12 protein-coding genes are annotated in these 16262 nt (G+C 48.2%); 2 read left to right on the top strand and 10 right to left on the bottom strand.

Annotated features, from left to right (window positions below):
• Window positions 1-11: 11 nt before the first annotated feature.
• The 6 genes from rpsG to IC230_RS02185 form a co-directional block, all read right to left on the bottom strand.
• Window positions 12-479, bottom strand: coding sequence for a 30S ribosomal protein S7 (gene rpsG / locus IC230_RS02210; protein WP_191037327.1), 468 nt, complete (start codon window positions 477-479; stop codon window positions 12-14).
• A 124-nt stretch (window positions 480-603) separates the two neighbouring features.
• Entirely contained in the window at window positions 604-1029 is a 426-nt protein-coding gene (gene rpsL / locus IC230_RS02205; protein ID WP_191037326.1) for a 30S ribosomal protein S12, read from the bottom strand.
• Between the two features lie 150 nt (window positions 1030-1179).
• A complete protein-coding gene (locus IC230_RS02200; protein WP_191037325.1) occupies window positions 1180-1503 on the bottom strand; it encodes a DUF3467 domain-containing protein in 324 nt (107 codons plus the stop codon).
• 109 nt (window positions 1504-1612) lie between these two features.
• Window positions 1613-2002: a DUF4870 domain-containing protein gene (locus IC230_RS02195; protein WP_223860185.1), complete on the bottom strand. Its 390-nt coding sequence runs from the start codon at window positions 2000-2002 to the stop codon at window positions 1613-1615.
• Window positions 2003-2195: 193 nt separating this feature from the next.
• Window positions 2196-5645 carry a pyruvate carboxylase gene (locus IC230_RS02190; protein ID WP_191037324.1) on the bottom strand — a complete coding sequence of 1150 codons (3450 nt, stop codon included), beginning with the start codon at window positions 5643-5645 and terminating at the stop codon, window positions 2196-2198.
• Between the two features lie 371 nt (window positions 5646-6016).
• The gene (locus IC230_RS02185) at window positions 6017-8017 is read right to left on the bottom strand and encodes an acetoacetate--CoA ligase (protein ID WP_191037323.1); all 2001 of its coding nucleotides are present in this window, start codon (window positions 8015-8017) and stop codon (window positions 6017-6019) included.
• A gap of 252 nt (window positions 8018-8269) precedes the next feature.
• On the opposite strand from IC230_RS02185, the gene IC230_RS02180 reads away from it, so the two are divergent.
• A complete protein-coding gene (locus IC230_RS02180) occupies window positions 8270-10159 on the top strand; it encodes a pseudouridine synthase (protein ID WP_191037322.1) in 1890 nt (629 codons plus the stop codon).
• A gap of 80 nt (window positions 10160-10239) precedes the next feature.
• Here IC230_RS02180 and IC230_RS02175 read toward each other — a convergent pair whose 3' ends face one another.
• Genes IC230_RS02175 through pdxA form a run of 3 tightly spaced genes read right to left on the bottom strand, consistent with a single transcriptional unit; the run spans window position 10240 to window position 13357 of the window.
• On the bottom strand, window positions 10240-10884 hold the full coding sequence (locus IC230_RS02175) for a DNA-3-methyladenine glycosylase (protein WP_191037321.1): 645 nt from the start codon (window positions 10882-10884) through the stop codon (window positions 10240-10242).
• 2 nt (window positions 10885-10886) lie between these two features.
• The gene (locus IC230_RS02170) at window positions 10887-11774 is read right to left on the bottom strand and encodes a YicC/YloC family endoribonuclease (RefSeq protein ID WP_191037320.1); all 888 of its coding nucleotides are present in this window, start codon (window positions 11772-11774) and stop codon (window positions 10887-10889) included.
• Between the two features lie 53 nt (window positions 11775-11827).
• Complete coding sequence (gene pdxA, locus IC230_RS02165; protein ID WP_191037319.1) at window positions 11828-13357, bottom strand: 4-hydroxythreonine-4-phosphate dehydrogenase PdxA; 1530 nt, start codon at window positions 13355-13357, stop codon at window positions 11828-11830.
• 155 nt (window positions 13358-13512) lie between these two features.
• Between pdxA and IC230_RS02160 the strand changes: the two genes are divergently transcribed.
• Entirely contained in the window at window positions 13513-14457 is a 945-nt protein-coding gene (locus IC230_RS02160; RefSeq protein ID WP_191037318.1) for an NAD(P)-dependent oxidoreductase, read from the top strand.
• A gap of 40 nt (window positions 14458-14497) precedes the next feature.
• On the opposite strand, the gene IC230_RS02155 is transcribed toward IC230_RS02160, so the two are convergent.
• Complete coding sequence (locus tag IC230_RS02155; RefSeq protein ID WP_191037317.1) at window positions 14498-16054, bottom strand: IPT/TIG domain-containing protein; 1557 nt, start codon at window positions 16052-16054, stop codon at window positions 14498-14500.
• Between the last annotated feature and the right edge of the window lie 208 nt (window positions 16055-16262).

Genomic DNA, 16262 nt, shown 5'->3' with positions numbered 1-16262 from the left:
TTTTAATTGGTTTAGAACCGGAAGTGCGAGAACGCCTTGTTGGCTTCTGCCATACGGTGCGTATCATCCTTCTTTTTCACAGCTGCGCCTTCACCTTTCGAGGCTGCAACGATTTCAGCTGCTAAACGGTCTACCATAGTTTTCTCACCTCGCGAACGAGCGTACCGGATAAGCCATTTCATGCCTACCGCAACCTTCCGGTCTGCCCGTACTTCGGTTGGCACCTGGAAGGTAGCTCCACCGACGCGACGGCTTTTTACTTCAACTGATGGCATGACGTTGTTCAATGCCTTCTTCCAAGTATCAAGACCACTTTCGCTTGTGCGTTTTGCAACTGCGTCAAGTGCGTCGTAGAAAATGGAGTACGCCAGGCTCTTTTTGCCTTCGTACATCAGATTGTTTACAAATTTGGTTACGAGGACCTCTTTATATTTGGGGTCGGGTAGTACGTAACGCTTGGGCGGTTTCGCCTTTCTCATGTTTTCTTCAGATTTTTGATCTTACTCTGAACGTAGTCTTTCCAACGCCCAGTCTAATTTCATTGACGATGTATATTTGTTGACTTGTAACTTAACAATCAGCAATTACACATTTAAAATTCTCTTATTTTTTCTTGCCTTTTGCTGGCGCACCTTTGCCAGCTGCTGGTGCCTGACCTGGTTTTGGGCGTTTCGCACCATATTTCGAGCGGCTTTGCAGACGACCACTTACACCGGCCGTGTCGAGCGCACCCCGAACGATGTGATACCGAACACCTGGCAGATCTTTAACACGACCACCACGAATCAATACGATCGAGTGTTCCTGAAGATTGTGGCCTTCACCTGGAATATAGGCGTTTACTTCTTTTTGGTTCGTTAACCGAACCCGGGCAACTTTCCGGAGAGCCGAATTCGGCTTCTTCGGCGTCGTTGTGTACACACGTGTACACACGCCCCGACGTTGTGGGCAGGCGTCAAGAGCCGGCGATTTCGACTTGAATTCAAGTTTCTCGCGGCCTTTACGCACTAATTGTTGTATAGTAGGCATTTGAATTTTGTTTACGAAAAAACAGTCTTCCCGAATTTTGAGGTGCAAAGATACGGAAAACTGCTTGAAAGTCAACAGCCATCCGACAATAGTCGTGTGTTAGACAGATGTTTTTAGTGGTCAACTACACCCTGGCGACTGCTAAATGGCTTATGCCTGCCCTACTGGTCCACCAAAGCCACCTGATGGAAATCGGAACGTATCGTTTGGTTCATTTATACCCCCGTAGGCTTCTTCGTAGCGACCAATGTTCTCACGAAGTGCTTCCAGTAGCCGCTTCGCATGTTCGGGGGTTAAAATGATACGGGCCTTCACCTTAGCCTTCGGAACGCCCGGCATGAGCCGAATAAAATCCAGAATGAACTCGCTGTTCGAGTGAGCAATCATAGCCAGATTGGCGTAGACGCCTTCTGCAATTTCTTCACTTAATTCGACGTCAATGGCCCCCTCTGGGTTTTGCTGTTGTGAACTCATATTGATTAGAATAGCTGGCAGTAGAGTAGGCAATGTGTGATTGCTGCTGATAAATGCCGTATGTATAACTTAGTTTAGAAATGCCAACAGGGAGCAGCCATTAGGTGGCCTATTTTATGAATCGAATCGTCAAGGGATAGCGATAGTATTCTCCGTTATTAGCTTTTACGGCGGCAATAATAGTGAAAACAAGCCATACTATGCCGACAATAGAAATCAGGAATACGCCGATCACGATAAGCATTAACAGGAAGGATGCAGCAAAAGCGATAGCCATCGTAATCTGAAAGTTTACGGCTTCTTTACCATGATAATCAACATAAGCCGACTTATCTTTCTGAATCTGCCAGATAATGATTGGGGCTAGCAGACTACCAATACCAGTTATTAAACCTGTTAGTGCGCTCAGATGCGCAAGCATAGCCCACATACGGGCATCAGACTCACTCATCGGAATAGGAGTGGGCGCATAGGGAGGGGTTGGAGGTTGGTTTTCCATGGAGCAGCTGGGTTCGTTTTGAATAGGTAATTTGGCGTAAAATTTTGTCTAACACAATGTTATCTTAACAAATGGTTGAGATTCTACACTGACGGTTTCACTAGTTTATGAGGTTTTCGAGTATACATATCTATAAATGAAAAGCGGGATAGCCGCATTAGACAACTATCCCGCTTTTCATATTGGCTAAGCTCTAGGCTAATTCGATCACCCAGTCGTCCTGTTCGACTAAAGAGCCTTCTTTTAGTATAGTTTGCGCGATTTTTCCTTCTTTAGGCGCTGCTACGATACTCTCCATTTTCATGGCCTCGATGACAAACAGGGGCTGATTCTTTTTGACTACATCCCCTTCCTTTACCAGAATTCTTGTCAGACGACCCTGCAACGGAGCGCCAACGTCACCAGCTTTACCGACTTTAGCGTTCATGGCTTTCTCAACCTTGGAAGCTTTGTCACGAACACGTACCTGCCGACTCTGACCATTCAATTCGAACGTGATGGTACGCATCCCAAACTCATCGGCTTCTGACTTAAATAACAACCGCACAAGGATATTCTTTCCTTCCTCGATGTTGATCAGAATCTCTTCGTTCTCTTTTAAGCCGTAGAAAAACGCTGGCGTTGGAATTATACTTACATTACCATACTGCTCATTCGCTTTATAATATTCATCATACACCTTTGGATACATTTGGTACGACAAATAGTCAACGAAACCGTCACTAAGGGGATATTTTTCCTGAAAAGCTGTAAAATCAGCGTCGAAGTCAATCGGTTTCAAGTGTTCATTTGGTCGACCTGTAATGGGTTCTTCGCCTTTTAAAACCACTTGCTGAATGTCTTCCGGGAAGCCACCAACGGGTTGACCCAGGATTCCTTTCATCAGTTCTTTGACCGACTCGGGGAAAGACAACGATTCGCCCCGCGTCAATACATCGTCGGCAGTGAGGTTATTGGCCGTCATGAAAATAGCCATATCGCCTACTACTTTTGAGGACGGCGTCACTTTGACAATGTCGCCGAACAACTGGTTGGCTACGGAATAATTCTTTTTCAGGGTTTCGAACTTATCGCCCAGACCCGTAGCAATTGCCTGTGGTTTTAGGTTGGAATATTGTCCTCCCGGAATTTCGTTCTCATATACCTCAGCGCTCCCAGCTTTCATACCCGACTCGAACGGATAATAATACTCCCGAACATCTTCCCAGTAGTTTGAATAGGCATTCAGTGAGGGCAGGTTCATGGCACATTCGCGCTCATGCCCTTCCATCATGGCTACCACCGAGTTAAAATTGGGCTGCGAGGTCAGACCTGACAAAGCACCTAAGGCGCAATCAATGATGTCAACGCCAGAGTCAATGGCCTTCAGATACGTAGCGGCCTGAATACCGGCTGTATCGTGCGTATGCAAATGAACCGGAATGCTTACGGCCTTTTTCAATTCACGGACCAGCACCTCAGCTGAGAGGGGTTTTAGCAACCCGGCCATGTCTTTAATCGCCAACAAATGCGCGCCCTCATCTTCGAGCTGACGGGCCATGTCGAGGTAATATTGGAGCGTGTATTTATGTTGATTTGGCGAAAGCACATCACCGGTGTAGCAAATCGCGGCTTCACAGAGCGCATCGGTGCGTTCTCGGACAGCTTTGATACTTACTTTCATGGCTTCCACCCAGTTCAGAGAGTCGAAAATGCGGAAAACATCAATCCCTGTTTCCCATGATTTCTCGACGAACTTTTCGATCAGGTTATCAGGGTAGGCCGAATAACCAACGGCATTAGAGCCACGAAATAACATTTGCAGAAGCATATTCGGCATGGCCTCGCGTAGAGCGGCTAAGCGTTGCCAGGGGCTTTCGTAAAGAAAACGCATCGCTACATCGAACGTAGCGCCCCCCCAAACTTCCATTGAAAAAAGCTCGGGATGATTTTTTGCGAAGCCTTCAGCGACTTTCTGTAGATCCTGCGTTCGAACACGCGTTGCCAGCAGGGATTGATGTCCGTCGCGGAACGTAGTGTCTGTGTAGAGTACGCATTTCTGATCAAGCACCCATTGCCCGAATTTTTCACGACCCAGCTCTTTCAGTCGATCACGATTACCAAAGGGATAAGCGCTATAGATATCAAATTTGGGAACAACGGGCGTTCTGAAAATCTTTGAATCATCTTTCTTCTTGACTTCTGGATTCCCATTTACGATTACGTCTGCCAGATAGTTGAGTACCCGTGTTGAACGGTCCTGAGGTTTGCGGAAGTTAAACAGTTCAGGATGGGTTTCAATGAATGACACCCGCGCTTCGCCCCGCTGAAAAATCGGATTCCGTATTACGTTCTCCAGGAAACCAATGTTGGTTTTAACCCCCCGAATTCGAAACTCAACAAGTGCCCGCATCAGCCGTTGGCAGGCGCCTTTGAGCGTACGTCCCCGCGCTGAAACTTTCACGATCATCGAATCGAAGTAGGGCGAGATTTTCATACCCGCGTAGCTGCTGCCTTCGTCTAGTCGGATACCAAAACCAGCTGCGTTCCGGTAAGCAGTAATGGTGCCAAAATCCGGTTTGAAGCCATTCACAGGATCTTCGGTAGTAATACGGCACTGGATGGCATAGCCATTTAGGGGAATCTCATCCTGGTGATTGATGTAGATGCCGTTGTCGGAGAGCTGGTAACCCATTGCAATCAGAATCTGCGTTCTGACGATGTCGATACCCGTTACTTCCTCCGTAATCGTATGTTCAACCTGAATTCGGGGATTAACCTCAATGAAATAGATATTTTCGTTTTTGTCGACCAAAAACTCGACCGTTCCGGCATTCGAATAATTGACCGCCCGCCCTAACTGTAGCGCATAGTCATACAGTTTCGTCTTTGTTTCCTGACGCAGACCAAACGACGGAGCTACTTCGACAACTTTCTGGAACCGCCGTTGTACCGAACAGTCGCGTTCATACAGGTGAACGATATTGCCGTGCTGGTCACCCAGTAACTGGACTTCAATGTGCTTAGGATCTTCGATGAATTTTTCGAGGAAAATCGTATCATCGCCAAAAGCATTTCGCGCTTCGTTTTTCGCTTCGGTAAAAGCTTTCGAAAAATCGTCGGCATTACGTACTACGCGCATTCCCCGTCCACCACCACCGGCTGCGGCTTTCACCATAACCGGAAAACCAATTCGCTCGGCTTCGGTCAGAGCGAATTCTGGCGTCATGTTTTCTTCGCGGGAGTCCGGAATCAGGGGAACACCGGCTTTCGTGGCCAGATTCTTGGCACGTACCTTATCACCCAAGGCATCCATCGCTTCCGGTGACGGACCAACGAAAATAATATTCTCATCCCGGCAACGCTGGGCCAGCTTTACGTTCTCCGATAAAAAACCGTAACCAGGGTGAATCGCGTCGACCTTATGCCGCTTGGCAAGCAGAATGATTCCTTCTACATCCAGATACGGTTTCAGCGGGTCTTCATCTCGCCCGATCTGATAAGCTTCGTCAGCTTTGTAGCGGTGAAGCGAATAACGGTCTTCGTATGTGTAAACAGCAACGGTGGTAATGCCTAACTCAGTAGCGGCCCGCATGATACGGATGGCAATTTCGCCCCGGTTGGCGACAAGAAGGCGTTTTATCGGTCGGATGTACTCTTTCATGATTTTCAATAAAAGCAGCTTTGGGTTATGGGCGTGCCAAATAGCATAGCAAGATTGTTGAAAATTTTGAAAAAGTTGCCATCTACGATAGTATCATCGGAAAAGATAGTTTTTTAGAGAAATACTACAGAAGTTTAGCTCAGATTCTATTGATACCCTATCTTCTGAAGAAAGAGTTACCCTACAATACAGCTATATCATACACCATGACTTATGTGAGTCTGATTTAGCCGCATTTAGTGGAACATTGTATTCGTCTAGTTATAAAAAATTTGTATTTTCTTTCTGCAACCTGTGACCAAAGAATAGGTCATCCGTCTAAAACGGCTTCTGATTGAGCAATCACAATTAACAAGCGGGTAAGTGAATAGCTAATTCGGTTTTAGATGCTGACTGGCGAATTCAATAAATTGATCCAGTGCGGCCGGGTTACGTAGTGTATCCTTACTGGTTGCCAGAGATGCGTCGACCCCCGCCAAAATCTTCTTAATGGGCGTTTCGATCTTCTTGCCGCTGATGGTATACGGTACTTCGTCAATTGAGTACACGGCGTCAGGAACGTGCCGGGGGCTAAACTGACTACGTAACGTTTGTTTGATCCGGGTAATCAAATCGTCCGTTAACGTGAAACCATTTTTAAGTACCACAAATAAAGGCATGAAATACTGACCGCCAGGTTGTTCCAGGCCAACGACTAAACTATCCGTAATTTCGGGCAGGCTTTCAACGGCGCTATAGATTTCGCTGGTACCAATACGGATTCCATCACGATTAAGCGTCGCATCGGACCGTCCATAGATGATGATTCCATTACGTTCGGTAATTCGGATGTAGTCACCGTGCCGCCAAATGCCGGGGTAGTCCTCAAAATAACTTTTGCGATAGCGATCGTTGTTACGGTCGTTCCAGAAATAAATAGGCATGGAGGGCATCGGTTCCAGAATCACCATTTCGCCCAATTCGCCCCGAACGGGTTTAGCATTTTCGTCGAATGCTTCAACATAGCTGCCGAGCAACCGGCATTGAATTTCGCCCTCATACACGGGCAACAACGGGTTCCCACCCACAAAACCGCTGCACACGTCTGTGCCACCACTGAACGAAATCAGCCAGACATTCGACTTTACACAATCGTAGATCCATCGGAAACCTTCGGGTGGCAGGGGAGAACCCGTTGAGCCGATACTACGTAATGATGATAGCTTAAACGTATCAATTGGCTTCAGACCAGCTCGCATACAGGCTAAATAATAAGCCGCTCCTCCACCGAAATGAGTAATACGTGCCTCTTCGGCTAATCGCCAAAGTACGTTTAGGTTAGGATAACCTGCTGAGCCGTCGTAAAGAACCAGGGTTGCGCCAACCAGCATGGAGCCGACGGCGAAATTCCACATCATCCAGCCCGTAGTCGAATACCAGAAGTATCGTTCGCCAACGCGTACGTCCTGATGTAAACCGAGTACCTTCATATGCTCAAGCAGGCAGCCGCCCACACTGTGTGTAATGGCCTTGGGTTTGCCTGTGGTACCTGATGAATACAGCACCCAGATCGGATGCTGAAATGGTACAGCCTCAAAGGTTAAGCCATCGGGAGACGGTGTATTCAATACCTCCTGCCAAAGAATACTCTCGGGGAGAGAGGGAAGGCTATTCCGGTTTAAATAAGGTACCCAGATTATTTGTTTGAGAGTTGGTAGAGTCTCGCGTAACTCGTAAATGGTGTCTGTTTTATCAACCGGTTTATTTCCGTACGTATAGCCATCGGCAGCAATCAAAACTTTCGGTTCGATCTGTTGGAAACGGTCGACAATACTGGACGTACCAAAATCCGGTGAGCAACTCGACCAGACAGCGCCAACGGCATTCGTTGCCAGAAAAGCCACAATGGCTTCGGGAATGTTAGGGAGCACGGCCACTACCCGATCACCAATACCAACACCCTGCTGACGAAGATACGTAGCGACTGCCGCGACCTGCTGTTCCAGCGTACTCCAGGATATAGCGGTTATCCCCTGTCGCTCGGAGGCAAAAATCAGGGCAGGGTTCGTCCGGCCAGATGCTGTTTTATGCCGGAAAATATGCTCCGCATAGTTAAGGGTAGATCCTATAAACCACTCGGTGCCAATCATATCCTCATCACTGGGCCTGTAAATAACCTGCTGATAAGGTGTGTGACTCTGAACATCGAAAAACTGCCAGATGCTCTCCCAAAAATCTTCCAGATCGGTCACCGACCAGTCCCACAGATCGTCATAATCCCGGAAATACAATCCCTTTTTAACAAATAACCAATTGATGTACTGCTTCATCAACGATTGTTCGGCCATGCGACGATCGGGAGTATACAGGGGCGCTAGTGTTGGGCGAGGCATAAAGCAAGTCAATAATCGTGAGTTATCTGTCGATAGTCACCACCAGTGACTGTTGCTAACTGCCGACTAACGACTAACGACTTTACCGGTCTGTGGATTGTTTTTTCAATAAAATGCGTTTCGATAAAACAGGTGTAACAAGCTTATCTGGAAAAGCCATACCTTTGTACCCCATTTTACAGTTACCTTAATAAGTGCGCTGACAATCAGCGCTATTTCTTTCCTAAAAAGTACGTTTTACTGTATTTTTCCATGAATCAGGATTCAGATCGGGACAAACCCCGCCGTGATGGTGAACCGCTTCGGCGGTCGGGGCGTCCCTTCGACCGTCGGGATGACGGCCGGAATGCAGATACCCCGCGTTTTAACCGTAGCCGCAACGATAACCCGGCTACTGAGCGGGATAACAAGTTCGACCGCCAGCCCCGTAACGATGGGGACGCTCGAACACCCAATCGGGATTCCCGACCACCACGTTTCGAGCGTGATGGAGGCTCCCGGAACAACGAACATAACAATGATGATCGTCGTCCGCGCTCTGACCGCGACAGTCGCCCAAGTTTTAATCGCGACAATCGTTCGCGAGATGATAAGCCGCGTTTTGATAAAGATCGACGGGACAGTCGTACGGATGAATCACGTCCCCGCTTCGACCGTGACAACCGCTCCGGTAATTCAGAGCCGCGTCGGCCTTTCTCCGACCGTCGGGATGACCGTTTTGGCCGTACGGATGAGACACCTCGTTTTGATCGCGATAACAATCGTCCAGACCGGAATGTAAATCGCTTTGGCAATGAGCCACCCCGGCGAACCGAGCGTTTCCCGGAACGTAATGATAACGACCGACCACGTTTTGACCGGGACCGTCCTGACCAACGTACTAACCGTGAGGAACGTCCGCGTTTTAATGCCGATCGTACTAAAAGCAATGACCGGCGTGAAGGTGGCGGAAACCGCCCGCGTCGTGGTGAGTCATCTTCACGATCTTATGGGAATGATCGTAACGATCGGTTTCCAACTAAGGACTCTGACCGGAACAACAACGATCAAAAGCCTCGCTTTTCGCGTGATGTGAACCGCAGTGGCGGTCATAGTGGGTCGGACAAGCCAGGGTTTAAGCGCGTGGGCGGATTTAGCCGGGAGGCCGACGAGCGCAATAAAGCCCGTTTTAATGATGATAATCAACGTAGTGGTGGTCGACGTGAAGCTCGGAGTAAAGACTCGCGCGAGGAAGGCTGGACGAATGAGACCCGTTTTTCTGGTCAGCAGCGTAAGGAGTCCGGCGACCGACGTACTGGATTTTTTACCAAAGCTCCAAACTATAGTTTAGCGCAACCTCGTAGCCAGGGTTCCTTTAAACAAGGACGTTCGGGCAAACCTCGTGACGAGCAGGAAGGCAGTTCCGAGACTCCTAAACGAGCACCTGCCAATGACGGTACAACACGACTGAACCGATACATTGCTAACTCGGGGGTATGCTCACGCCGAGAAGCTGACGAATTAATTGGCCGGGGCGATATTTCCGTTAACGGTAAAGTCGTGACCGAAATGGGCTATAAAGTAAAGGAAGGCGATACGGTTAAATACGGCACCAAAGTGCTGAATCCTGAGCGGTTTGTCTACGTATTGCTGAATAAGCCAAAAGATTATATTACGACGACTGAAGACCCGGAAGAGCGTAAAACGGTTATGGAGCTAGTGGCTGATGCCGGTAACTTCCGTATGTATCCAGTAGGACGTCTGGACCGTAATACGACAGGATTACTGTTGCTGACGAATGATGGCGAATTAGCGGATAAACTAACGCATCCATCAAACAATATCCGCAAAATTTATCAGATTGAGCTCGATAAGCCGATCACGGATGAACACTTTGAGGCTATCAAAAAAGGTATTGAACTCGAAGATGGTCCTATTAAGCCCGACGCTTTGAGTATCATCACGCCTGACGCACACGTGGTTGGGATTGAAATTCATTCGGGTCGTAACCGCATCGTCCGACGGATATTCGAGAATTTTGGCTACGAAGTAACCAAACTTGATCGCACTACGTATGCTGGCTTAACCAAGAAGGAACTGCCTCGTGGCAAATGGCGTTTCCTCGACCCGAAAGAGGTGGTGAAGCTAAAGTATTTTAATTAAACAAAAAGCGAAAAAAGGACAAGGGAAAGAGCTGATGATAACCAACGCTCTTTCCCTTGTCCTTTTTTCGTCTTTGCTATTTATCGCTTGCTTACGAACCGGTTTCCTTTGATGTAGTATCGATACGGCAAATCCGCTCCCTGGGTTAAACCAATTCGGGTTGTCGTTACCATATCGAAATCGTGCAGAACTGGCCCACGAATATAAATTTCGCCGGTTACCAGTGAAGAAGCATTGTGAATCTGCCGACTGATTCCCAGGGCAATGGTGAGTTTGCCAGGACCGTTCGCTAAATTCTTTTGCCCGTCGGCTGTTTCTGGATTTACCGTGTTGTTTCGGTAACGTTCAAAGCCCGTTTTAAACGCTTCATTACGGCGAACGGCCATTAACTCAATGCCTTCGGTGGGTTCCAGAGCACGTATCAAGACAGCTTCACCTACGCCTTCCGGTCCGGTTACTACGTTGATGCAGTTGTAGTGATTATAAATCTGGTAAACATACAGCGTGCCGGGAGGGCCAAACATGGCTGCGTTACGTGGGGTTTGTCGTCGGTACGCATGGCAGGCCGGATCACCGGTAAGATAGCCTTCTGTCTCAACTATTATTCCCGCCGTTACGCCTTCTGTTGGGGAATCATGAACCAATTCGCAGCCCAGCAAAAGCTGAGCGAGCGTAAGTGTGTCGTGGGATTGGTAAAAAGTATGGTCGAGAGTGGGCAAAGTCATGGTCAAATCACATTCATCGTCTGCTCCTTAATTTTCTCCAGCTCATCCTTCATCTGCACCACTAATCGCTGAATAGTAGCGTCGTTGGCTTTGGAGCCGATTGTATTGATTTCCCGTCCGATTTCCTGCGAGATAAAATTTAGTTTTTTTCCGTTGGCTTCTTCCGTCGAAAGAACTTCCAGAAAATAGCTTAAGTGGTTTTTTAGCCGGACTTTTTCTTCCGAGATATCGAACTTCTCAACGTAGTATACTAATTCCTGCTCGAAACGATTCTGATCAAACGTTTCGCTGTCCAGCAGTTCTTTTACGGAATTACGCATCCGGTCGCGCACCGCTGGAATTCGCTTAACATCCTGTTCCTCTACGTCAGCCAGCCGATCGGTAATGATCTGAATGTATTCCTGAAATTTATTTTCCAGCACGGCACCATCCTGTCGACGAAAGGCATCACATCGCCGAATGGCTTCCTGAACCGCAGCCTGCACGGTTTCCCAATCAGAATTGTCGGCTGTTGGATCGGCGGATTCAGTCAGATAAGCGTTGGGCTGTTGTAAAGCCAGTTGCAATACGTCGCTGTCGGGGATGCTCATCAGCATCGTGTTGGCGGTTTCTTTCAAGTCAGACACATAGGCAAGAACCAGCGGTCGATTGATTGTTACGCCTGGCCGGATAGCGTTCGTGCGGGCAAGATTCAGTGATAGCTCAACTTTACCACGTTCCAGCTTCTGAGTCAAAAAAGCACGCAGTTCAATTTCTTTGTCAGAAAACTGCCGGGGAATGCGGCAATAAATATCTAAGAATTTAGAATTCAGGGTTTTGACTTCCGCCGTTACCGATAGACCACCGGCTTCTACGGTCGCGTTGCCGAAGCCGGTCATTGATTTGAGCATAGGATGTAGTTTGTGATTTACCTGCCTATTTATATTGGCGAATCGTAAATCTGTTATTTTTCTACGGATTGTTTTTTGAGTGCGCCCGCTTCCAGTTCCAGAAATTCCTTCCGATTACGTGCTACGTCGATAGCGGTGTAAATCGCCTGGAGCATAGAGGTTTCGTCGGCTAAGTCTTTGCCCGCAATGTCATAAGCGGTACCGTGGTCGGGCGAGGTTCTGATGGCGGGCATACCGGCCGTAAAGTTTACCCCTTCTTCGAAAGCGATGGACTTAAATGGAATCAAACCCTGATCGTGATACATCGCCAGAACGGCATCGAAATTTCGATAGCCACGTGTGCCGAAAAAGCCGTCGGCAGGGTAAGGGCCAAACACGAGCTGACCTTTATTACGTAGTTCGGTCAGAAGTGGCTTAATAATATCCTGTTCTTCATTGCCCAGCAAGCCTTCTTCGCCGGCATGTGGATTCAGACCCAGTACCGCGATTTTAGGTTTCTCGATACCAAAATCCTGCTTCAGTGACTGTGTCATCAGACTCAGTTTTTGCAGGATACGGTCACGCGTTACGTTTTGCCGAACCCGGCCCAGCGGTACGTGACCCGTTACCACACCCACGCGCAAGGTCTCACTAACCATAAACATGAGGTTGTCCTGAACGCCGAACTCCTGTGCCAGGTATTCCGTATGTCCCGGAAATTTAAATTCTTCCGACTGAATATTGTATTTGTTAATCGGCGCTGTTACGAGGGCGTCTAATTTCCCGTCCTTCAGATCGTCGACGGCCCGCTGCAAACAGGCAAAAGCAGCCTGACCCGCTTCGGGCGTTACGCGACCCGGCTGAATATCCTGATTCTGATCTGGCCAGCACGTAATGACGTTCGTTAGTTTATGACTGATTTGTCCGATGCTTTGGGCACCATTCAAATTCCAGTCTTTCATATTTAACAGGTTACGGTACCGGTTCAAGATACGCATAGATCCGTAAATGACGGGCGTGCAGATTTTTTGTAACCGATTGTACTGCAACGCTTTAAGGATAACCTCAGGACCGATGCCATTATAATCGCCAAGCGAAATACCGATCACCAGTCGATCATCGCTACGTCCCGAAGGTTCAGGAGTGGTTACGTTTCCTGAATCGCGGGTGCCTTCGCCATCCGCTATAAAGTCACGCGTCTGATTAGCCGCCCCTGCGTTCGCGCGTTCCCGATCTGGTCGATTATCCCGCTGACGAGCTTCATTTGGGCGTTGGCCATTCGTCTGTTGTCGGTTTTCTCGCTGGCTAGATTCCCGTTGGCCGGTGTTACGATCGTTTTGCTGGCGATTTTCCCGCTGGTTGGGTACCTGTCGATTTGGTCGTTCCTCAACTGGGGCATTAACTTCATTGGCTGGCTTTGGATCACCATTTCGGTGATTACGCTGGGGATTCTCCTGCCGGTTTTTAACCGGTTGCTCACCCAATTGTTGTGCCGGTGTCTGACTATCGGAAACGTCTATAGTACCTGATTGCGCGTCAACTACTGGCTCGGTTGACGGGATGTTATGTTGCTGACCTGGTTCGTCGGGTTGGCGTTGTTCCATGCACTTTTTGTAGTTTCGCCAAAAAATTTAGATAGTGAAGATTGCAGAATAATGATCGAAGAATAAAAGGTAAATAACTTAATCGAGTCCGTCTATTCTTCACTCTTCATTTTACATTCTACATTAATATAGTTGCAAGTTACGAAAACCTACGGATGTCCCAGAATCGCCTTTCTATTCTCATTGCCGATGAGATGCACCCTTCGCTCTTTGCCATGCTCGATGAAGTTGGCTTTACGTATATCTATCAACCTAAAATCACTCGTTCAGAGCTTCTGGAGCAACTTGAGCCATTCGACGGACTCATTATTCGAAGTAAAACAACTGTTGATGAAGACCTGTTAAGTCGGGCTCCCCATTTGCAATTCATTGGTCGGGCTGGAGCTGGACTGGATTTAATTGACCTCGAAGCCACTGAACGACGAAATATCAGGGTGTTTCATGCCGGTGCGGGCAATCGCGACGCTGTGGCTGAACATACCGTTGGCATGTTGTTAGCCTTACTGGCAAATATTCTGAAAGCCGATCGGGAAGTACGTCAGGGAATATGGGATCGGGAAGGCAATCGAGGTTACGAACTTGGGAGCCTGACCGTTGGCCTTATTGGCTATGGTAACAATGGTCGCGCTACGGCCCAGCGGCTCAGTGGATTTAATTGCCGGGTACTAGCCTATGATAAATTCCTGACCAATTACGCTGACTCATTTGCCGAAGAAGCTACGCTGGACCAGATCATAGCCGAAGCCGACGTATTGAGTCTGCATGTACCGCTGACCGACGAAACGCGAATGATGATCAACGATACGTTTGTTGAGCGTTTCGCCAAACCGTTTTACCTGATTAATATCGCCAGGGGGGAAATCGTATCTCTGGCTGCTGTGGTGCGCGGACTGGAGAGTGGAAAAATACGCGGGGCTTGTTTGGACGTATTAGAAAACGAAAAACTGGCGAAACTGACGCCCGATCAGCAGGCTGCTTTTGATTATTTGCGCCAGTCGGATCGGGTTGTACTGACTCCACATGTAGCGGGCTGGACCCACGAAAGCTACGTACGAATTAATGAGGTGCTGGTAAGGCAACTCGTTGAAAGTAAGGCGTAATCAATAATCGTAGCTGCTGAGGGTTACAGTATAGTTTTCTTTAGGGCAACACCGTAAACGAAGTAGGTGTGGTGGTTGCGTTATTAGTTTCGTTAAGCACACGTAACGGCCCCGTTTGCGCACCGGAAGGTACCAGTACCCATCGCTCCGTATCGGTAATCTTACCTCCGTCGACCGCGGGGGTAAGTGAGCCGGCAAAGAAAATCTGGGCATTTAGCAGGAAATCACCCTGGATAACAACGCGTTGGCCTACCTGCGCTTTTGCCGGAAGAAAGCTTGACACTACTGGATTCTGGACAACCACCAGTAAAGCTGCGCTGGACGACAGACCCGCCCGGTTCGCAATCGTTATCGGACCACTCATGGCATTGGTAGGGACATTGAACGTTACACTCGTTCCTTCGGTAGTGGCCGTAATGGGAGCAGAAATTCCGTTCAGCCGAACGTCTGTAAGCCGATAAAAATTCTTGCCGGTAGCGGTAATAGACCATCCCCGTATTTGGCGCGTTGGCGTAAACGTAACATCCGAAGGCGCTAAATAAACGAATAAAGATACTGACGAGGTGGCATTTCCTCCGAGGCTACTGACCGAAACCGTTGTAGCCGCTGACGACGGTACGAGGGGGACGACCGCTTCAAGCTGTGTATCACTCAACACCCGGAACGTAGCCGTTACGTTACCAAAGGACAGAGCCGACACGGTACTTAAGTTGCGGCCCTCCACAATAATCTTGTCGCCAGCAACCACGTTTTGTTCGGACAGTCGGGCAATAACAGGAGGCTGATAAATTTGTAGGGTATCCTTACTGGTCGCTACCAATTTATCAAAAACCGTAACGGTCACTAGTCCCGACGGCGTTTCTATAGGAACCACCGTGCGAATTTCGCTGTCGCTAACGGTAGTCTGCGTTTTATCCGGCGACCGACCATTGATGAGTACTACGCCGTCGGACAAGTTCACGCCCTTAATGACGATTGGTGCGCCTGGTCTGGTTTTCAGTGGCGACAGGCTGGTGATCTGCGGAGTTCCAGCCACAATAAAGCTACTGGTGAACAAACCGCCCTGGGTTTCGATAGACACTGATGAAGAACCACGCGGAACGTTGGATGGTATCTGAACGATCAGTTTTTGGGCGGAAGTATCTTTTATAATGGCATTGACACCGTCAAAACGAATTGATTTGATACGATTGAGAAAATCACCCGTTATAACAACCTCTGTGCCGGGTAATCCATTCGTTGGGGTGATGGAAACAACCTCTGGACTTGGTTGCAGTACGATAAAGGGCAGCGGGTCGGTGGTACCCTGTTCAGTCTGAACACGTATCTGCGTAAGGCCAGGTGCTACGTATGGCACCTTAACCGTAATGCTATTATCATCGTTGCTGACAATCGTGGCGCTTATTATAGACGTTGCCACACCGAATAACACGACAGGAGCGGAACCGAACTGGTGCCCCGTCAGGGTAATATTCTTACCGACAAGGGCTTGCCTGTCCGATAAACTGATCAGTTCCGGGGGGGTGCTCTGAATACGACAACCTAATACACTAAGTATTAAAGCAAAGAAAAAGAGAAGCTGTATAGTTGATTTCATAGGCAGCAACGGCAACCCGTGACTGGTACGTAATGGGTAAAATTAGTCAATTTAGACGTCTAAAAACCATTTCTTTAGAATGCCTGTTAGGAAGTATAGGAATGGTTAATGACGATCAACTATAGATAACGACGCTACTCTTTAAGAAATTACGTTACCATGAAGGCGTCTAGGTAAACATTGATCATTCTATATGCTCCAACAAGAA

Source organism: Spirosoma validum, from assembly GCF_014699035.1.
GTDB classification, from domain to species: Bacteria; Bacteroidota; Bacteroidia; order Cytophagales; family Spirosomataceae; genus Spirosoma; species Spirosoma validum.
Note: the sequence above shows the minus strand (reverse complement) of the source record. Positions and strands in the feature narration are given on the sequence as shown.